The sequence below is a fragment of the Stieleria varia genome (assembly GCF_038443385.1).
GTDB lineage: Bacteria > Planctomycetota > Planctomycetia > Pirellulales > Pirellulaceae > Stieleria > Stieleria varia.
The window spans coordinates 1,825,539-1,845,890 of record NZ_CP151726.1 but is presented as its reverse complement, the minus strand read 5'-3'; the positions used below and the strand labels follow the sequence as shown (position 1 = coordinate 1,845,890).

The window sequence follows — 20,352 nt, the reverse complement described above, 5'->3', positions numbered from 1 at the left end:
GGTGGCTTGGGAATAGGGCACTTGGAAGGCCTGAACTCGATCCGTTTCGACGAGCAGAAGGGCAAGAATGCATCTGCCGGTAAACCTCGGGACAGGGGAAGTGCTTGAGATCGAGCACGTAGCGGCGAATGACGGTCGGCAGTCCTCTCAAAGTCCGGACAGTTGCGGGTTGAAATCGAACTGCAAATCGGGATGCACCTTGTCCATTGCCTTGTCGATTTTATTAAGCTGAGTCGCATACATGTTCTCGCTGACGCGGCAACCGCCGAAGCTGATTCGCTTCTCCTTGATCCGCCGGCAAAAGTGAATCCGCACGCACAATTCGGTTTCCTTGTCGCCCGAGAAACGCAGCGACTTGTCCATCATCAGACAATCTTGCGAAATGTCTTCTTGTGAATCTTGCCGTGCGTCCTGAGTTGCTCGTCGATCTCATCGCGCAACTCTTCGGCACAACCGATCTCGTCATCGGCTTTCATCAGGCCTCGTTGATCCGTTGGATGAGGTCTGTGACGACGGCTCTGGATCGCCCATAAGAAACGATTCGGACATCCAGACCATCCGACTTCGTCTTCGAAAACGCTCGTTCGATCGCGCTCAATATCCAATCGTCATCGTTGCCGAACACGCCTCCACCGGGCAGCGTGAGGTAAACGACGTTGACGCCGGTGCGTGACAGATTGCAGACGGCGGCCAGAAACGTGGCTTCGTAGGCGGCGTCGAGAATCAGCTTCACGAAGTCCGTCCACTGTTCGGCTCGTTGGTGACCGTAGGCGACCGGCAGCGCAGAACAGTACGCTTGGCTGACGGGATGTTCGGCACCCGGCAGCGTCACGGCCGCTTGCCATTGCAATCCGATCCGCAGCGCGCCACGAAGCTCATCCAGCTCCTGCTCGTTCGCCGATCGCAGTCGATCGGTGATGTGACGTAGCCCATCGTCAGACGGAAAGAGGAAACCGTTTTGCATCTGCCAAAGCCGAGCATCTGGTTACCAAGTTTTTCTCTGGATTGAGCTAGTCCCCAGTTCCTCTGTGCGAGAGCAAAACTTCTCGCCAATCCCTTTCAGCGGCCCCAGCACCGACGATTCGGATCGAAATAGCCAGAAAGACTGTGGCGGGGCTGATGACTGGTCGAGCAACGACTCAGACGCGGTGTTTTTTGGGATGGCAATGAGCCAGCGTCGGGTTCGATTCGCGAAGGATTGCGATGACGTTTGATGAACAACTACGGCGGCTGATGGGCACGGCAATGCTCACGGTGCTATCGGCCGGCATAGCGGGCAATGCGATCGGGCAGAACGCGACCACTCAGAACCCGGCTGCCCAGAACCCGGCTGCCCAGAACCCGGCTGCCCAGAATGCCAGCACCCCGTCTCCGACTGCGGTCCCGGCAGTGACCGACGCTGGGACATCGCCCCCGCAATCCTCCCCCGTCACGCGTCCATCGGAGTCGCTGTTGACGACGACTCGATTGCCAAACACCAGTGCGATCGCGCAGATGCTGCGATCACGTTCGCGAGCCCAGTTGGTCCGAGTGCCCGAGATGCTGGGCGACTTTGGCATCCCTGGTAACCAGTTTGTGTTCTTCGATTCAACGGGACCGGGTGTGGATGCCATTGGCAACGTCGCTGCACCAGTTGCGTCCGGTTTGAATCGGATGAAAGTCGCGGAGTTCAACAAGGCGATGCCCAGTGATCGGATCTATGCAACTTACCACCACTACCACAACACGGGCGACGCGTTTGTGATCGTGGAATCCACACTCGCCAATCCGGATGCGGTGGACATTCGCAACGTGTCCGTCAATCGCTGGGTGCTGGGGACAGAGCGGACATTCGAATCAGGACGCAGTTCGATAGAGTTGCGTGTGCCGCTGGGCATAGCTGATGAAATCAATGTCTCATCAGACCCATTGCCATTGAGCCAAGTCGCCACCGATGCGAGCGTGTTGGGAAACGTGGGTTTCATCTTGAAGCGAATCGCAAACGCGGGGCATCACCACGTTGTTTCCTACGGCCTGGGAATCGAGACGCCGACGGGAGAGGACGGTGTGCTGTTTGCCGGTTCCAGCCTGTACGAGTTTGGTAATGACACTGTGCATCTTTCGCCCTTTTTGTCGATGACTGCCAGAAGCTGTGACGGGGATTGGTTCACGCATGGGTTTGCCCAAATCGACACGCCGCTTGGTGGAAACGATGTGACGATCACCGACCGAGTGAACGGGGGCAGTACGCTAGCCGGTGTCCTAAACGACCCCACGCGTCTGTTGCTGGACACCGGCGTGGGCCGCTGGTTGCGGCAGCCTCATTGCAATCAATTCGGGATTGCTGCTATCGGTGAACTCCACTTGATGACCAACTTGAGCTCGACGGATCAGCTCGCGATCACTCGTTCTGGTGCCTTTGGCCCCGTCACCGCTGCATCCCTGCCGCCGGTGGGAACGGTTCTGAACACCACGCTGGGCGTGCATTTGGAGAACTCAGCCGGTTGGCATGCGAGGTTCGCGACGAGCGCCCCATTGACCACGGGACAATTGTTTGACACCGAGATCCAAGTCCAGATCGGCCGTCGATTCTGAGGCAGCCCTACACCGGATCGACGAATGATTTTAGCTGATCAATCGTTTCGTCGAGCAAAGCTTGTCGATCGATCGCGGCGGGATCGTTGGGAGAACGTTTCAAGAATTCACTCAAATGCTGTTCTGATCGCACCAGCGCTCGCATCGCGGCGTCATTCTCTCCTCGCAGCAAGTGCAACTGCGCCCGCAGAAACGCCAAGTTCGAGAGTGTCCATACCACAGGCGTCTCATTTTGAGAATGGTCGTTCAGTTGCGATTCCGTTCGGTCGATCAATTCGTCCGCGTCCTGGTATCGCTCCGCGTCCAAATGCAATTGAATCGCAGTTGCGTTGACTTCGGCGAACAGGACTACAAACGCAGTGGTTTCGGGATGCTCGGTACAGAGCTTCTCGGCAAGCTCTTGGGCTTTGATCAACACAGCGGGTAGATCTGCCGCAGAATTCTCGTCCGCGACGGACGAGGTCACCTGCCAAGCTTGTTGGCGAAGGCATTCGATTTGCGTTTGTCGCAGGTCGAGGTCGCTTGGTCGTTGGGCAATCAACTGCTCAAATGTTTCCAATGCGACTTGCAAATGTCTTCCGCCAGCGGTTTGGTTTTGGCGAGACAGCAGGACGCCGAGATTGAACTCGCCCTTGGCCCAATCGCGACGAATCTCAAACACATTGGGAAAGTCTTTCAACAACTCTGTTCGCAAGTTTTGCGCCCGGGTCTGCTGCTGTGTGGCATCCGCCATGCGACCCAAGACTCGTAATGCCGTGCCAACGTTCATGATCGCGTTGGCCAGACTGCGTCGAGCTTCCCAGTCGTTGGACTCCCAGTCGTTGGACTCCCAGTCGTTTTTGTGAACGCCGGCTACTTTCTCCTGGTCGACGACGCGTTGACGGAAATCTTCCGCCTGTTGAAATGCCTCCAGAGCTTCTTGGTTGTTTCCGGCGGCCAGCAGGTTGCGACCAAGCGAGTTGAACAGGTCACCTTGGATGCTCAGGCCGCTGGAAGAGTTCTTCTCCGCCGGCGTGAAACGGCGGAGATCTTGTTCTGCCTGACGAAGCATCCTGATGGCGTCGGCGGAGTCGCCGAGTTCGCCCAGCAGGGTGCCGATACGTGTGCGGGTGTCGGCGACGTCGAGCACGGAAAGACCGTCGCTTTCGCGCTGAGCGAGCAGTCGCTGATAGTACCGCAGTGCTTGCGAGAGATACTTTCGTCTCGTGGGCAGCATGCCGGGTTGGTTGAAGAGCGGGTCATCACTGAAATCGGTGTAGAATGAGTCGATCGCTCCGCGAGCTTCTTGATACATGGCTTCGTAACGAGCTTGCTGCGAGCGAGATTCGAGATATGCATAAGTGATGACGCCCATCGTGATAAATGCCGATAGAGCTGCGGTGGTAGCCCAGGCCGACAAGACGGGGTTGCGTTTGATCCACCGCCAGGAGCGTTCCAGGAGGCCGATTGGTTGGGCGAGGATCGGTCGACCTGTGAGGAAACGCTCAAGGTCCTGGGCCAGTTCATCGGCAGAGGCGTATCGTCGCTCAGGCGATTTTTGCAAGCAGTGTGCGCAGACGGTATCCAGATCGCGGGGGACGCTAGGGTTGAGCCTACGGACCGAGAGCGGCTGGTCGAATAGCACTTGCCGCATCAACTCGACGATCGATGACGCTTGAAAGGGCGGACGGCCGGTGAGCAAGTGATACAGTGTTGCACCGATGGCGTAGATGTCTGATCTCGCATCAACGCTTCGTGCGTCACGAGCTTGTTCGGGCGGCATGTAAGCCGGCGTGCCGACGAGTTGCCCCGTGTGCGTCATTTCCGATTCAGTGAACTCCATCCTCACCAAACCAAAGTCCGCGACCATGGCCCGGTCCCGTGTTGCATCCCAAAGAATGTTTCCCGGTTTGATGTCGCGGTGCCACAATTCGGCCGCATGCGCGGTGGCAATTCCCAGAGCGACTTGCTGCGTCAATCGGGCGGCACGCTGAGGCGTGAGAGGATTTTCGCGAACGAGATCGGACAGACTGCCGTCGGTCAACAGTGGCATCGTGTAGTACGGAACTCCGTCGACGTTGCCCACGTCGTAGACGGGAACGATGTAGTCACTGGACAGTCGTGCCGCGGCATTGGCTTCGACCTCAAACCGTGAATGAAGTTGATTGCGGAGGTCAGCTGTTAACATTCCGGGCTGGACTCTCTTGAGAGCGACCTCGCGATCAGCCGCTGTTTGCCGGGCTCGATAGACGACGCCCATTGCCCCCTGGCCAAGCCGTTCCAGCAAGAGATAGTTTCCCCACCGGACGGGCAGTGACTCATCGCTCGACGATGGATTCGTCCTTGTTTCGTCATCCAGCAATGTTTCAGTGCTGGCCGGGTCGCTGTCCTTGGACGCGACGAGCGAAAGATCGACGCCGTACTGTTTCGCCATTTGCGACTGTTGATCGCGGAGGCACCTCATGCAGTCGTGTTCACGCAGCACTTTGTACTGTCGCAGGTAAGGTTCCAACGACGGTGGATCGGACTTGTTTGTTGCGTTGGCCCAATCTTTCCAGCGGTATTCCAAGTCGATCAGGACGAGCTCCGCCAAAGTGGCTCGGCCGCGCGATTGGTCCCAGTGAGGGACGTACTGCTTCAGCGATTCCGGTCCGCCTCCGCACCACTGGGATTCAAACCGACGTCGTGCGTCTTCGTCGATGGGTTCAAGGTCCGCCGCCTGTTCGTTCATGTCGCTGCTTCGTTCATGTCGCTACTCTGCGTCCAGTCGAGAGTGAATTTTACGCATCAGCTTTTTCATGAGAGTCCCAACGGCGAGTCGCGCTTCAAGAATCAAAATCGGCTTGCTTGAGCAATTGATCGCGTACGCCGGCCAGGATTCGCCGCACGGTTCGCTCGGCGCATCCGACCGCTTCCGCGATCTCCATCTGTCGGTAGCCTTCCAGTCGCATCTGCAGCACTTTACGTTGCTCCTCTGACAATCCGTCGAAACACTCCGCCATGACTTCATTCCACTGCGCGGTCCAAACAGGATCTTGAGGGGAGTGATCCGTGATACCGACGGTGGTGTCCGTGATGGCTTCTTGGCGAGTGACATCACGACGCAAACGTGAGTGGTATCTCGCTTGCCGCCTCAGTTTGTTAAGTGTGATCGCGCAGATCAGGTGCCACAGGTCTTCTTCGCCATCCAGTTCGAACTGCCCCTGCTCCAGTCGGCGAAAAAACGTACGACAGGCAGACTGTACGATGTCTTCCGGGTCCACTCGCTGGCGAAGTCGTGCGCCCATGTTGCGATCGGCGACGCGTTGCATCGGTCCGCCGAAACGTTGAAAGAATTCGGCTGCCGTGATGGGGTCGCCAGCAGCCAAGCGTCGCAGCCAATCGTCGGTGATTTCGAGTTCCATGAATGGGGCCGAGATGCCAGCGTGATCGATCAATGAATTCTGCCATGGTGATTCAACTGAGCCGCGTAGGGCAACAGAAAACGTCTCTACTGGCGAGAAAGTTTCTCTATTCTATGCGACCTGATAGTGATTCGGAACGGCCAAAGGCAAATGCAGAGTCATTCTGCGGACGAGACTTGGTCTCGACCTGGCATGTCGTTGGGGGGCGGAAACGAATCTCCGCCCGTCCCTCGTTCTCGCTCCTACAACGTGGCAAAGAAGGCATCGAGTGCTGCGAATCGCTCTGCCATGAAGACCATGGTCTCCTCTGGCGACGCGTAGCCATGATTACGCCCCATCAATACGCCGACGTAGGCGGCGAATGAGGTCGCGAAGTCTTCTTCTGGGCGATTCTTTCCGTACCAGTGGGCGAACGTATTGTCTGTTTCGTCATACCACCAATCGGTCACCGTCGAATCCAACGCCGGCAGATAGCCGGTCGGTTGGGTTTCGGATTGCACCCAAGCAACATCGCGGAAGGCGTTGATCGAGGCGTTCTCGCTCGGCTCGTCCCAGTTGTGCGCGATCTCGTGTTGCACATTCAGCACCACATTGTGGAGCGAACTGAAGGTGTTGTTGATCAATGCAATCGCAGAGCCCGTGTTCCACGCACCGACGCTGGTGTTGAGCTCGCCGATACTCGCGTCAGCGTAGACATCGTACACGTCACCGTAGCGAATGAAATTCAGATCGCCTTTGTTTTGCAGCAGGGCGTTGTTCCCTGTCAACTGAACCAATTCACCAAGCCCTTGATCAAGGGCATCGACGTCAGACAGCGACCAAGTGCCGGGCATTGTCAGCACGTTTCCAAAGTCGCTCAACAGCAAGATTGGTTCGCTGCCGCCGTCGTGCAAAAAGATTTCCACATCGGCCCAACTGACGTAGGGGGCGTTGTCTTCCGGTTGCAAGTAATAGCGATCATATCCTCCGGCACCAACATAGGAGTCCGTGCCAGTGCCTCCAAAGAAGCTGTCGTTTCCGCTGTCACCGTCCATCGAGTCATTTCCTTGACCACCTCGCATTTGATCGTGACCGGGACCGCCATCAAGGTTGTCGTCGCCGACGTTTCCATTGATGTAATCGTTCCCGTGACTGCCCAGCAGTGTGTCGTTCCCGAAACTGCCGTCAATGATGTCCGCTCCCAAACCGCCGTTGATGTAGTCGTTTCCAAATCCGCCATTGATTTGGTCATTCCCTTGGCCACCAAGCAACGTGTCGTCGTCCCAGCCACCGTCGATCGTGTCATTTCCGTGCTCGCCGTTGATCTGATCGTTGCCGCTGCCTCCGTTCAACAGGTCCGAGCCAAAGCCGCCCATGATGGTGTCGTTGCCACTACCGCCGTTGATGGTGTCCAGACCGAAGCCGCCGAAGAGCTGGTCGTGTCCTCCATTTCCATTGATGGTGTCCATGCCTGCATCGCCGCTGAGCGTGTCGGGACCGTTTCCACCGTTGAGCACATCGTTTCCATTGCCACCAAAAACGGTGGACGGAATGCTGGTTGAGTTGGTGAAATGGTCATCGCCGTCGTGGCCGTAGAACCTGACGCGGTGAATCCCCATCGTCAGGTACTCGTGGATCTGTTCACCGTGAAGGTTGCTGAGCAAGACTCGCGTGATCCCAGACGGATTTGCATAGAAGGGAACATACTGGACCTGCACCGTGTCACTGTTGCTCGACCCGTGGATAGAAATCTCGTTGTTGCTGTATTCAATGAATCCCGATCCTCCTGAGGGCGAATCCAGGATGTCGGCTGCCAGGAGTCGCCGTATCTCCAATCGTTCGAAACCAAGTCGACGACGTCCGTGGGTCTTGGCGAAAGTTCGACGGTTTCGTTCTGAGGTGACGGGACGAGACATTGGTGGTTTCCTCGGTCGGAGTTGATTTCAATCGCCTTGCGATCAACGAACCGTTGAACGCCAAACAATGAATTCACATTGCGATCAGGAACCGGCCACCCAAAAAGCGTCAATGAAGAATTCTTTCTTGTGCCGACAGGTGGTTCAGGCATCGGGCAACGGAAAACGAGGAGTCTGCGACACAATCGGGAACGATGAAATCATCCTCCCCCTATTCCTTCTTTGGATTCGTCCGATCGAACGGCATTTGGTTGGCTGGGCTGCTATTGACCAGCTACACTCGGGAAAGGCCGTTCGGTCCATGGAATACCCTGCCACTGCTTGCCGAATTCTCACGAAAGCCAATTCTTTCTTCATCACAGGTGCCAATCTGCCATGTTCGCGTTACATCCCATCCGCTTGATTGTGATCTTGTTGTCAGCCGCCTTTACGGGGCTCTTTGGCGGCGATTCTCTGCTCGCTCAGGATGGCAAAGATCCCCAGCTCAATGAGACCGTGACCAAAATCATCGGGGCTTTTCGCGACAAGAACTTCGGTCAGTTGGCTTCGTTCATGGCCAAATCGCCGCCCGAGTCCGTTGTCAAACAAGTTCAGCCTGGTACACCACCCTACGAACAATTTTTTGGTGAACAGTCACCCATCTACAAGGCGGCCAATTCCTGGAATGGAGATTTCGACAAGATCTCCATCGAGGAGCAAGCACTGGTGGTGATCGCTGAACGCGCCAGCGCGTTTGGTGGTAACTCACCCAATGTGTTGGACTGCGTGCGATTGAAAAAGGAAGCGGGTCAATGGCGTTACGAAAAGCTTCACATCGCACAGAAGGCCGATGTGAACGGACCGACATTTTCCGAACTGAAAAAGGGGAGCAAGCAGTACGCCGAGTTGAATCAGCACGCCCACGAAATTCTGGGTGCGTTTCAACGTCAAGATCTCAAGGCAATTGTCGATCGATCGGTCGAAGAAGGCCCCTGGAGTTTGCGTGGCGATTCGAGCAAGCCCGAGAAGGAACGGATCTTCACTCAATCGCAGCTCGACACCGTCGCCCAGTGGCAGGGTGGCAGTGGTAAAGTTTATGTGAAGCGAGAAGCACGTGTCCCACTCGCGACTATCGGCAAATCGGTGTTCTACCTGCAACTGGCTTTGGTCGATGGAACGTGGAAACTGTCAGATATCAAACAGGGTCAGAAGTAGGTATAAATGAGGCCATCCACTGATGCCCCTCCAAAAAGAGATCCCTTCGCCATGAAAGCTCTCGTTTCGCTGACACTGATGATCTGTTGCCTTGTATTTGCAAGGCATTCTGTAGGTGACGAATCGAATTGGCCACAGTGGCGAGGGCCGACGGGAACTGGCAAAACAACCGTCGAGGGCTCGGTGACGCAATGGGGGCCGACTCAGAACGTGAAATGGCGAATGGAATTGCCTGAGCCGGGCAACTCGACGCCGATCGTCTGGGAGGACCTCGTCTTCTTAACGCAGCCGCTTTCAAAATCGAACCAGCGAGCCTTGCTGTGCGTCGATCGGCAAACAGGCAAGGAACGTTGGCGTCGCAGCGTTGAGTATTCCGAGCCGGAAACGAGCCACAAAACCAATCCGTTTTGTTCGGCATCCCCCGTGACTGATGGCGAGCGAGTGATCGCATGGTTTGGTTCGGCCGGATTGGTGTGCTGGGATTTGTCAGGCACCGAATTGTGGCGACGCGACCTAGGGCGGCAGGAACATATGTGGGGTTATGGTTCGTCACCGATCTTGCACGATGATCTGTGTATCCTGAGTTTTGGACCAGGCAGCCGCGAATTCCTGATCGCCGTGGACAAGTCCACCGGCGAAACTCGTTGGGAGATTGCGGGACTGGATGACGCGAGCGAACGCAAACTCAGCGGACCGGAGAACGATGGCAACTCCAATGATTTCAGCAGCGACAAACCGCGTGCCGATCGGCTGCGTGGGTCATGGAGCACGCCGATCATCGTGGAGGTGGATGGACATTCCGAGTTGATCGCGACGTTGTCGCGGCGTGTCAGTGCATTTGATCCGTCCAGTGGCAAACTGCTCTGGACCTGTGGTGGCAGTGGACCGTTGGCTTACGCGTCTCCCATGTACAGCAACGGCGTGATCGTCGCGTTGGGCGGCTACAGTGGTGCTTCGCTGGCGGTGCGTGTGGGCGGCCAGGGCGATGTGACGCAAACACATCGTTTGTGGCACAAACCCAAAGACGGCGGTTGGCTGGGCACAGGGGTCGTGGATGATGGGGCGATCTACATCTGTGACATCGGTGGCGTGGTCCACTGCTTGGACGTGCAGACCGGACAAGAGCTTTGGAAACGCCGTGGTGACGGCGGAGGGACTTGGTCCAGCATCACACAAACTGCGGATGGCAACATGTATCTGCTGACCAAGTCAGGCACCACGACCGTCTTTCTGCCGGATCGCACGGGCTTGAAAAAGGTCGCTGAGAACAAGCTGGATGAAACAACCAATGCATCCGTCGTGGTCGCCGGCGAGGATGTGCTGGTCCGGACCGACGCAGCACTCTGGGCGTTCACGGCAACCTCCCCGAGCGAATGAGAGTGTGTCCGAGCGATCGGCATCACACCATCGCTTGATGGTGGACTTGGCTGTCAAAAGGATGGGGTTTTACGGGGATTGGTAGGCGCAAGTTTTCTCCCTACGCCGAAGGCGTTCAACAACATAGCCCAGGGTTAAAGCCGTCATTCGCCTTGGCGAACTGACGCTGCAACCCTGGGTATTGATAACGTCCCCTTCAGTACCTCACTCCCGCTCCGATTTTGGCGGCGAAGCCGCCAAAATCGGAGCGGGAGTGAGGTGAGAGTCAATCGCGTTTTGAACCCAGGGTGGCGGTCCCACTCGTTACACTCGCGGGAACCTTACCCTGGGCTATGTTGTTAAACGCCTTCGACGTATTTCCCAAATTGAGGAACAAAACTGGCGAATTGACGCTGCATGTCAAGACCAACCTTTTGACAGTCCACATCTAGCCTCATCAACTGGGCGGCGTCGGATCAATCAACCCTGTGATCAGTTGCGTGCCGAGGGAGCGGATGAGCGAAAGGTCTGTTGTGTTGACCAGGAGGTCGCCGTTGACGTTGGCTCGTGGGTCAAACTCGGGCGTGACGCCCGCTATCTGTGTTCCGAGTGAACGGACGTAAGACAGATCGGTGGTGTTCGAAAGCAGATCGTTGTTGACGTTGCCCGGCAGAACATCAAACCGAAAGTTAAATACGCCGCCTGACGTTTCATTGCCTGATGATCCCATGTTTCCAGTGGACCATTCTCCATCGAGTGCGATCCCGTTGCCATTCTCGATGGCAGCATCGGCGATATGAAGCAGCAACTTGTCCGCGGACAATTCTTGATTGATCGTCAAAATGGCCGTGTTGGTGCCGGTGTCAAAATTCACGCTGTCGATTTGGTAGTTGATGCCCAGCGACGGGGAACCCACGAGCTGAAAGTCGCCGGGTTGCAATGCTGTTCCCCCGGTGGCGAATACTTGCTGATCAAAGCCAACAAAGATTTGATTGGTATTGGTAAATGGTACGTCGGCCAGTTGCTCAGCACCTTGCGAGAGCAAGTAACCTTGTCCATCGGGATCCATGCTGTCCCGAAACGCTTCGCTCCAACTCGTGGAACCGATTCTCACTTCCGTGATTCTCGGCGGCGTTGACAACAGAGCCATGCTGACTTCGTTTGCACCGACCACCAAGTCCCAATGCGTGTTGTCGGGTGGGGTGGGCAAATTGACGTTGTCAAATGAGCCGGTGATGCCAGCGTTGGTCCCAGCGTTCACCAGGGAAAACACTTGCCCGACCGTCGGAGAAAAACCAGGCTCCAGATCAATCGTCAAGTCATCGCTGAGCACCAGGTTGGCATTGGCCGCGTTGATCGTTATTTCAGCGGGCAACGTCCTGGCCAATCCACTCACATGGACCGCGTCGGTCCCGGATTGGGTATCGATATCGATTCCCACCAAGCCGGTGATGCTGGACAAGGGAACGACGATTTCTGCTCCGTTTTGAGAAACGCCATCGCCGGCAACCACGGTGTAGTTGGCATCGCTGATTCGCAGATTGCCATCTGCCGTCGAAAGCTCCAAAGCATCGTCCAAGCTGACTCCGTTCAACGGTCGGACGACCAGATTCCCGCCGGCATCGATCTCGGCCTGAACGGAACGCGGTGGCAGGATCGTGATCAAGTAGTCTTCGACCTCACCATCGATTGCGGCGCCGACAGCCTCCAAGCCGCCATGCGTGCTGACGCGAACACGTGCGAAGGTTTTTCCGATGATGGCATCCATTGGGACGCTGTAGTTCAATGTTTGCATGCCGCCGGCGATATCCACGCTGTCGAGAATTTGCTCGCCCGGATCGTCCCAGTCACCATCGAAGTTAAAATCAATCCAGGCATCGACTTTGGCGGCCGCAGCGTTTTGGAGGTCCACGTTCACGCCTGCCAGCGTCATGTCGGTAGCCAGCATTCCAAACATCACTCCATCATCGTCACCGCCGTCACCATCGGCGTCGCCCGTGGGCTGACCGTCGGCTTCCGCATCACGGAGGTTGCCAAGTCTCGGCCCCGTATCGACATGGCGTGCTCCGTCGTCGGCAAACAGCGTGGCAAATGGCGATGGCGCGTCACCCAGGTCAAACTCGCTAGCAGTGTTGACCGTCAAGTCCAGGACCGCCCAATCCACCGCCGTGTTGTTATCGATCGCCAAATTCAACAATCCGTCTTGCAAGGCAACGAGATCCGCTCCGGTCAATTCGATCAAGACCGGCGTTGTCTCCGTCTGTGAAATCTGTGCAGGCAGTCCATACGACTGCAGAGGCCGCGAGTCGAGCAGACTCTCGATCAGGAGCGTGTCATCACTCGTCCCAGACCCTGTTCCTCGAAGACCTAGCGAAAGCGTTGCGGCGGTGACGATTTCATGAGAATCGAGTTGGTAGGCAAAGCTGAACGGCACAACGCGGTCGTCGATTGACCTATCCAAGTGGCTTGAAACTCCCAGCGTGGCGAGACTTGATGCCCAATCCGCGTCGACAAACACGTCATCGGCGCTGCCTACCCCGTCATACTCCAGTAGATCAAAGTCACCCAGAACGTACTCGCGTTTTTCGGAACCCGGTTCACCAGATCGCTGATTGAGTTGGGCGATGAAAAGGCTGCTCAGCGGATTGTTCGGATCGCCAAAATCAATCGGAGTTCCGTGCTCGGAATAGATTCCCGAGGGTTGCGGGCCGAAAAGAGTTTCCTCGACGATTTGCCCCGTGGAGCCGATCAGCCAGTTTTGTGCCGTCGGTGGATTTTGGATGACAAACTGAGTTGCCGTGTTGTTCCAAAACACCATGTTTGCTCCCGCCCAACCGTGACCCGTCCCAAAGTTCCCCCGGTTGCGGGCTTCCGTCATGTTGTCGGTGCTGATGGTGTCGTAAAGTGTTCCAGAGGACCATCGTTGGTGAGGCCCGCTGCTGCTATTGGAATCGACTGCGGTTCCGTTCAAGAAAACATTGGGACCACGATTTCGTGTTGCTGCGTTGTTGACGAAATCGTGTCGGCCGTCTTCGGAGTACAGATTCTGCATCAAGATGAATTGGCCATCGATATTAAATGGGTAGCGACGACCGCCAGTAACGATGGATACCGGATCAAGACTTTGCGCGTCATCGACCGTGACCCGGATTGAACGGCTGGTCGCATGGACGGTTGAAAACACGAGATACTGCCCCGTCACGTTGCGGACCCAAGCGTCCTCGACCGCTTGAAGCTCGATAAAGGTTTGGGCGTGGTTTTCGTCCGTGGGGTTTACAAAATCGGAGATTCCACGAATGTTCTCAATGCCGATCTGATTGATCCGTGGAAACGTGTATCGCCAAACAGTTCCGCCGCCGTATTGTTGCTCGAACGAGTTCATCAGCGGCGCGTTGAGGAAAATTCGGTTGCCTTCGATCCGCGTGATCGTGCGTTCGTAGAGCTGGTCGAAGGCACTGCCCGGTGACCATTGAACGACCGTCCCGCCGTCGCTTCGGGGAGGAATGTTGTCCATCCCGATTGCGGAAATCCATTCCTGCGTGCTGGGGCGTCTGACGACCACGGGGTCTCCGACGCTCCAGTTGCTCGTCGAGTCGACAAGTAGGCTCGTGGCACCGACCGGGACGTATTTGTCCACAATGTTGTGTGTCGTGTTCGCAATTCCAGAGGCAAACCCTGACGATTGACCAACGACAATAAGAGATCGCTGCAACGTTCCCGTCCCACGCAGAATCGTGTCCGTGGCCGGATCGTCGCCGTCTCCCACACCACGCAGAACGACGCCGCTGTCCAGGATTCGGAGCTGGTTACTGATTTGGAATTCGCCAGCGGTGAGCTGTACAACGCCACGAAAGCCATTGCCGTCAAGCGACATCGCGGCCACTTGATCGATTGCGGCTTGAATCGTTGCCATGTCGTCGCCGGGAACAGGTGATACGCTGACCACGCGAGATGCATCGATCAGCTGCGTGACGTCAGGGATCGGCTCGTTGCTGTTGCGATAACCTGCCGTGGAGAAATCTGCGATGCGATTTCCTCTCGGGTCCAGCGGGTGCAACAATCGGCCGGCGTCGCCATAGTACGCCAGTTTTGACTCGCTGACCGACTCTTGAATGGCCTGGACACGAATGTTGTCCAGTCGCATGGTACCCAGCCCAGCGGTTCCCCAAGCGTAGACGCGGAACGTTAGCGGCGTGGTCTTGTTCGTGAATTCCGGCAGGCCTTCGACATCGACAATGATCGATTCGAAAGTGTCTTCGCTGGTGATCGTGCCGCTGGTCAACTTGGTTGTGAAGTTGTTTCCGCCCGCTCCGGGGTCGTCGTCAAAGTAAACCGAATAGCTGTTCTTTGAGTCGGGGTCGTTGCGTCGGATCTGCATGCTGAATCGCGACGTCGACATCGCGTATCCGGCATCCTGTGTGATGGTAAGTTCAAAATAGTCGAGTTGACCGCCAGCCGGGGTTGGTTCGGTCGTCTCGTTGAACGCGCCGCCCAAGGCGAGCCCGTTGGGTGGGCTGCCGTTCCCCGTCCAACCCAAGCTCAATGGCGACGTGATATCGCTCGCGGTCGTCTCCAAGTGCGTGTCGGTGGAAAAGAACTCGGGGTTGCCCGCGGTGTTGTTGGTGAACTCGTAAAGTGCAAGATTGACTCCAGCGGCCAGCAACTGCCGCTGCTCAAGTCGCTCGAGTGAAAACAAGCGACGCCGATGCAATAATCGATGTTTGATGCGAAGTTTTTTTCGCATGGGGCGGGGGGATCCGGAAAGATGGGGAGAAAGTCAAGGCGTACCAGCTATGATAGAGACAGCCGGCTTTGATTTCAGCCGTATCAACGGAAACAACGAAAAAAGCTGGAGGTCATCTCGTTTTTTGTCATCCCAGAACGTTAGCCCGATTCATACGGCATGAAAATCACGATCGTCGGCACGGGCAAAGTCGGCTCGGCCATCGCCTTTGCAAACGTCATGAACCCCATGGCCAGCGAGTTGATGTTGGTCAACCGGACACGTGAAAAAGCCGAGGGCGACGCGTTGGACTTGTCACACGCCAGCGCGCTGCGGAATAGCAACATGCGGATTTCCGCTGGCGACATTCCAGACTCTGAGGGCTCCGACATCATCGTGTTCACTTCATCCGTCCCCTACGGAGACCCCAATCGCAAACGTAGTGAATTGGCGAGCGACAATCACGCACTGCTAAAAGAATGGATTCCTGCGTTGGCCAAGTTCAGTCCTGGTGCTGTCCTGATCATCGTTTCCAATCCGGTTGATGCGTTGACGTACGCGGCGATTGAGCTGTCTGGGTTTGATCCCTGTCGAGTGATCGGTACAGGCACATTGCTCGACAGTGTTCGCTACCGAGCCATGCTATCGGACACGTTAAAGATCCACTCGGATGACATCAGGGCATACATTCTCGGCGAACACGGTGACACCCAGTTTGCGGCAAGCTCGATTGCGATGACCGGCGGCGAACGGTTTTACCCGAACGACGTATCCCAGCAAATCTTTCAACGCACCGTCGGCATGGGATATCAAGTCTCCAAACTGAAGGGCTACACGAACTACGGGATTGCCCTGGCGACGATGCAAATCCTTGATTCCATCGTTTACGACTTGCGGCACACGATGCCTCTGAGCGTGCTGATCGACGGATTTTGCGAAGTCACCGATGTTTGTCTATCGCTCCCCGCAGTCATCGGTCGGGAAGGTGTCACCCGTGTCATCCGCCCTCAGCTGACTGCGGAGGAACAGGACGCATTTCGTCGTTCCGCAGAATCCGTTCGCAAAACGATCTCGCTAATGAGGGCGGTTTAGGAGCGCCGATCCATTGACTGACGCACCGGATTGTGGGATTCACGAGGCAAGCCATTTCTATCCGGTCACAGCGGCACGTTGTGCCCAACGCTGGACCGTGGGACGCAATTGATTCGAATGGCCGCTAGAATTGCCAGCGTCACCGTTAGCGGATGCCGCGTCGGCAAAGTGACGACGTTGGATGGCGTCGATGTCGGCTCGCAATTCTGACCGTTCTGATTTCGACCAGTTCAACGCCTGGGTTTGCTCGATCCGTCGGAGCAATAACGCGGCACCGGTGGGCGTGAGTGATTCTGGGATCGAAATGACACTGGATTGGGCTGTGGCCATCGGTCCGCCGCGAAGCATCCACGATGCGAGCAACGAGACCAGTAACAGCGAGATCAAGCCGGCTACTCCCCAGGCCCCGTAGTTGTTGCCTTTGGTCTCGAATTGCACCACCGCGCCCTCAACTGGCACCATGTCGTAGTCCTCGTAGGTGAACCGTGTGATCATCGCAGGAGCCACGCTTGATTTTTTTCCGTCAGCCTGATCGATCGAGACAAGCGTTTGCGTGGCGTTGTCGCTCAAGGCTGGGAAATGAAACTGGTCAGGTTTGAAACCGCCGACAGATCCTTCGGGGACGTAGGTCACGAGCCATTTGCGCATCGTGCCCAGTCGAAACAAGCCGTCGGAGTCCGGGTCCAAATTGGGTAGGCTTTCCTGGTAGTAGGCGTACGGACTGCGGTTTGTCGGCTTGTCGTCTTTCTCGCCCTGGGCTCGGTGCGACTGGCTGACATCGTAGGGATCAGCAACCAATTGGGCGTCATCTATTTTGTAGCCCGGCAGTGCGTCGTCAAAATCTTTGAACATCCGACTGACATCTGGCAGGACACCTGCCGCGCGGGCGACGATCTCAAGCTTCACCGTTTGGTCGTCTTTGCCCAGCAGCATCGGTCTGGCATCGAGTGTCTGTTCAATCACCAGGTCTGAAACGGGACGTGGCGCAGGATCGGCAGCAGCATCGATCAGTACCGTGTTTGACAACACCGGCAATACGATGGGTCCCGAAGCGTCGGTGAAGTGCATGTCCATCTGAACGGCGGGCAATCGGTCGACACTGGGATCGTTTGCCTGCAGCACCAAATAGGCCATCGGCTTTTCCTGCCATCCGGGTTTGCCTTGGAGTCGGATCGGAACGGCCGGGTTCATCGGCTGAAAGAACCCGATGCCGAGCAATTGAACGGTGCCACCGAATGAGGTCTCAATGCTTTTTTGCAATCGTTCTTGATAATTGATCGTCGTCCATTGGCCCGCGCTGAACTGCGAGAAGCTGTCCATCAGGTAGCGTGCAAAACCGCCAGAGGATCGATCAATGGACGCGGTGTGTTGCAGCGTCAAGATCGCCCCGAAGGGCTCGGTGCCGACGCGGTCGCTGCCATCGATCGCCAAGTGCAGGTGAATTTCATCTTCCACCAATTCGTTGTACAGATCGAGAGTTCTCCGAATGGGTGTTCCCGCGGGGTCATCGCCGACGACGCGTGCCGCAGCCTGCAGCAATCGTGGTTTGACTTCTGGCTTGGTTTGCGGGAGTCCCGACATCACGCTGCGGGCGAACTCGCCAAAGTGGTAACTTGCTTGATCGGGTGCCATCTTCAGGATGTCCGATCGCAGCAGGTCGATTTGGTCCGCGTTCTCCATGCCTTCCGTCATCAGGTCTTCCAGCGTCAGCGCTCCCAAATCGCTGGCGCCGAGTGCCAAACTGAACCAAACGTCATAAATCTGCATGTCGGGACGTACGCGACCGTCTGCGAGGGCTTGTCGGTATCGCGATGCTGCATTTTCAAAGGCGTTGAAAACAAGCTTGCGTGCAGCATGGTACGCAGCCGCATCTTGCTCTCGCTCGCCACGAAACTGCATCCGATCAAAACTCAAAGCAGCTTTCAACGTCGCGTGTCGCCAAGCCTCTTGTTCGTCCGTGCTGTTCGCCACGGCAGACTCTGCCAGCGCGGTTGCCAAGTCGTATCCGGTCTCAACGATCTTTCGCAGCTCCGACTCACTGCGTTCAAATCCCGCATCCTCTTGAGCCTTTCGACTCCGCCAATCTCCGCTCAATCCTTGTCGCATGGTGGAAGCCAATTGAGCGGCAACGGGCGCATTGATCTGGTCGATCGGTCCAAGCACACGCTCGATCGTCTCTCGTTCGTAGGCCTGTGTCGGTCCATAGCAAGCACTCAGTGCGGTCACAACGCCCGGCAGTCGTCTGCCATCGATGCCGATGCCGTCAAGCACGCCGAGCAACTCGGCCAAGCGATCCAAGTTGCGTTGTTGCCAGCCGCGGGTCACCGGCGATGAAGGACGCGTGTTTCGACTGTACGAATAGAAAAACGCACTGCTGGTGGTCACGGGCTGAGTCGTGCGAGCCCGCATCCGACCGACCCATAGGTTGAGGAACCCGGTCGCCAGTTCGGTGCTCATGGCTGGCTGTCGTTTGACACCTTGCGTCAGCAGTTCCAATGCCAAGTCGGTTTCGTCCGCGATCAACGCGACACCGATGAACGCGTTGTACGCGCGTCCGACCAAGCTTGGCTCGATTTGTTCACGCCAGGCTTCGTCGGGCATCGACCGCAGCAACAATGCGGCGACTTCGGACACGCCGCTTTTGTTGGCTTGTTCCTTGATCGCATTCTCAGCTCTTGACAACAAACCGATGGTCAACATGCGCAGCGGAATCGTCAATTGATCCTGATGCACATTTTGTTGATCCAACAATGTATCCACGGCCTCCTTCATCGTCAGGATCGCCTGGGCGCGTGCGGCTTCCGGCAACTTTTCATCTTCCAGTTTCAAAGCCTTCAGTGCGACCGCCTGCAGACCAGCAGGCGCCAACGACGGGTGCTCGAACAAGCTTCGCAACCAAGCCAGCCCCGGCCCCGGTGGCACGCGTGGCAACAAGTCGACTGCTCTGCCCAGGGCCTCCGATCTCATTGCTATGTCGGCGCTATCGAGCAATGCGATCTCGCCGAACAGTGACCAAGCCGTCTCGACCATCCGGTCGCTTTCTGCATCCTTGGATTCAGCGGCGCGTGCCAGTTGGTATTCCGCGTGGCCCTTCATCACCGGCGCGTTCTCGCTTTCGCGTGCTTCGTCCAACGACGGCATGAACTCAAATGCTTCGATCGGCAAATCTGCAGCGAGCAACAGTCGAACTGTGCGTTCACGTTGCGCATCTGTTTTGTTGCCGAACCAAGTCGTCCCTTGGCGAAACTTTTCGATCAACGGTCGTGTGCTGGTTTTATCCGCTGCTTTCTTGAGCAGTCCGGCCAACGAGTCGACTTGCCAATCGGTCAGCTCCGTCGGTGCCGCTTCGGAGACCCCTAGGACGTCTTCTGGAATCAGTTCCGACTCGGCGTGATTGGTGCCTTGGATCAACGCCGCATACATTCCTTCGGCCTCACTGCCGGCACGCAATACCAATAACGCTTTGACGGCCGCCCACTCTGCTGACATTGCGTGACGATGAAACCACTGGACAATATCTTGGTCACTTGCGTCTGCCGACGGCAAGGACTCGGGCTCCATGCCGATCTGGCTGCGAGCGTTCAGCACCGCCTCGGGACGTCTCACGAAGTTGACCGTTCGCATCAACTTCACAAGCTGTCGACGACGGTTGCTGGTGGCTGTTCCAGGAGTCTCTGCAGACTGCAGCCACGGCGCCAAGTCAACGCCCAGGTCTTTGTAGTAAGCGACCATCGCGCGTTTCTCTTCGTCCGGCAGCGTCTTGATCGTGTCAAGGATTTTTTGGGTGTCGGCATCCGGCTTCGCCGTAGCAGTGGTTGTGGACGCAGCGGGCTGTGCCGGCGTCTCCGATCCGAATGGAGCCGATGGCGTCTCTGACGCAAATGGATCCGATTGCGTGGATTCCGTTTCGGTCGCGGATTGCGACGGCGCCGCCCGCAAAATGATCCTTGAACTTTGTGCCGTAGCCCAGGATGCCGGTGTCAACGCGATGGTCCATGCGATGATCAGGACGATTGGCGACACCCCAACGATGCGTCGGCGGATTGGATGATGTTTCGGCATTGTTTGGGGGCCGTTCCTATTGATCGCAGCAGGACGTGAGATTGCAGAGTCGGTGGCAGGCTGATAAGACGAA

The 20,352-nt window shown here is 56.7% G+C and carries 11 protein-coding genes; 4 read left to right on the top strand and 7 right to left on the bottom strand.

Annotation, left to right across the window (positions count from 1 at the left end; translation table 11 throughout):
* Positions 1 to 147: 147 nt before the first annotated feature.
* Positions 148 to 366: a hypothetical protein gene (locus Pla52nx_RS06380; protein ID WP_231742770.1), complete on the bottom strand. Its 219-nt coding sequence runs from the start codon at positions 364 to 366 to the stop codon at positions 148 to 150.
* A 109-nt stretch (positions 367 to 475) separates the two neighbouring features.
* Positions 476 to 964 carry a hypothetical protein gene (locus tag Pla52nx_RS06375; RefSeq protein ID WP_231742769.1) on the bottom strand — a complete coding sequence of 163 codons (489 nt, stop codon included), beginning with the start codon at positions 962 to 964 and terminating at the stop codon, positions 476 to 478.
* Between the two features lie 239 nt (positions 965 to 1,203).
* Between Pla52nx_RS06375 and Pla52nx_RS06370 the strand changes: the two genes are divergently transcribed.
* On the top strand, positions 1,204 to 2,574 hold the full coding sequence (locus tag Pla52nx_RS06370; protein WP_146523352.1) for a hypothetical protein: 1,371 nt from the start codon (positions 1,204 to 1,206) through the stop codon (positions 2,572 to 2,574).
* Between the two features lie 7 nt (positions 2,575 to 2,581).
* Here Pla52nx_RS06370 and Pla52nx_RS06365 read toward each other — a convergent pair whose 3' ends face one another.
* The 3 genes from Pla52nx_RS06365 to Pla52nx_RS06355 form a co-directional block, all read right to left on the bottom strand.
* Entirely contained in the window at positions 2,582 to 5,284 is a 2,703-nt protein-coding gene (locus Pla52nx_RS06365; RefSeq protein ID WP_146523351.1) for a serine/threonine-protein kinase, read from the bottom strand.
* A gap of 94 nt (positions 5,285 to 5,378) precedes the next feature.
* A complete protein-coding gene (locus Pla52nx_RS06360) occupies positions 5,379 to 5,957 on the bottom strand; it encodes an RNA polymerase sigma factor (protein ID WP_146523350.1) in 579 nt (192 codons plus the stop codon).
* 242 nt (positions 5,958 to 6,199) lie between these two features.
* Positions 6,200 to 7,852, bottom strand: coding sequence for a calcium-binding protein (locus tag Pla52nx_RS06355; RefSeq protein ID WP_146523349.1), 1,653 nt, complete (start codon positions 7,850 to 7,852; stop codon positions 6,200 to 6,202).
* Between the two features lie 375 nt (positions 7,853 to 8,227).
* Between Pla52nx_RS06355 and Pla52nx_RS06350 the strand changes: the two genes are divergently transcribed.
* The gene (locus Pla52nx_RS06350) at positions 8,228 to 9,046 is read left to right on the top strand and encodes a hypothetical protein (RefSeq protein ID WP_146523348.1); all 819 of its coding nucleotides are present in this window, start codon (positions 8,228 to 8,230) and stop codon (positions 9,044 to 9,046) included.
* Positions 9,047 to 9,097: 51 nt separating this feature from the next.
* A complete protein-coding gene (locus Pla52nx_RS06345; protein ID WP_197455087.1) occupies positions 9,098 to 10,423 on the top strand; it encodes a PQQ-binding-like beta-propeller repeat protein in 1,326 nt (441 codons plus the stop codon).
* 436 nt (positions 10,424 to 10,859) lie between these two features.
* Here the strand turns inward: Pla52nx_RS06345 and Pla52nx_RS06340 are convergent, their stop codons facing one another.
* Entirely contained in the window at positions 10,860 to 15,146 is a 4,287-nt protein-coding gene (locus Pla52nx_RS06340; protein WP_146523346.1) for a GEVED domain-containing protein, read from the bottom strand.
* 159 nt (positions 15,147 to 15,305) lie between these two features.
* Here Pla52nx_RS06340 and Pla52nx_RS06335 point away from each other — a divergent pair, with 159 nt between their 5' ends.
* A complete protein-coding gene (locus Pla52nx_RS06335) occupies positions 15,306 to 16,217 on the top strand; it encodes a lactate/malate dehydrogenase family protein (RefSeq protein WP_146523345.1) in 912 nt (303 codons plus the stop codon).
* Positions 16,218 to 16,274: 57 nt separating this feature from the next.
* Here Pla52nx_RS06335 and Pla52nx_RS06330 read toward each other — a convergent pair whose 3' ends face one another.
* Positions 16,275 to 20,279, bottom strand: a complete 4,005-nt coding sequence (locus Pla52nx_RS06330; protein WP_146523344.1) for a hypothetical protein — start codon at positions 20,277 to 20,279, stop codon at positions 16,275 to 16,277.
* Positions 20,280 to 20,352 lie beyond the last annotated feature (73 nt).

Excerpts from the sequence above, each read along its gene's own strand:
- Pla52nx_RS06380 (WP_231742770.1), bottom strand. The coding sequence starts at position 366 with ATGATGGACAAGTCGCTGCGTTTCTCGGGCGACAAGGAAACCGAATTG.
- Pla52nx_RS06375 (WP_231742769.1), bottom strand. The coding sequence starts at position 964 with ATGCAAAACGGTTTCCTCTTTCCGTCTGACGATGGGCTACGTCACATC.
- Pla52nx_RS06370 (WP_146523352.1), top strand. The coding sequence starts at position 1,204 with ATGACGTTTGATGAACAACTACGGCGGCTGATGGGCACGGCAATGCTC.
- Pla52nx_RS06365 (WP_146523351.1), bottom strand. The coding sequence starts at position 5,284 with ATGAACGAACAGGCGGCGGACCTTGAACCCATCGACGAAGACGCACGA.
- Pla52nx_RS06360 (WP_146523350.1), bottom strand. The coding sequence starts at position 5,957 with ATGGAACTCGAAATCACCGACGATTGGCTGCGACGCTTGGCTGCTGGC.
- Pla52nx_RS06355 (WP_146523349.1), bottom strand. The coding sequence starts at position 7,852 with ATGTCTCGTCCCGTCACCTCAGAACGAAACCGTCGAACTTTCGCCAAG.
- Pla52nx_RS06350 (WP_146523348.1), top strand. The coding sequence starts at position 8,228 with ATGTTCGCGTTACATCCCATCCGCTTGATTGTGATCTTGTTGTCAGCC.
- Pla52nx_RS06345 (WP_197455087.1), top strand. The coding sequence starts at position 9,098 with ATGAAAGCTCTCGTTTCGCTGACACTGATGATCTGTTGCCTTGTATTT.
- Pla52nx_RS06340 (WP_146523346.1), bottom strand. The coding sequence starts at position 15,146 with ATGCGAAAAAAACTTCGCATCAAACATCGATTATTGCATCGGCGTCGC.
- Pla52nx_RS06335 (WP_146523345.1), top strand. The coding sequence starts at position 15,306 with ATGAAAATCACGATCGTCGGCACGGGCAAAGTCGGCTCGGCCATCGCC.
- Pla52nx_RS06330 (WP_146523344.1), bottom strand. The coding sequence starts at position 20,279 with ATGCCGAAACATCATCCAATCCGCCGACGCATCGTTGGGGTGTCGCCA.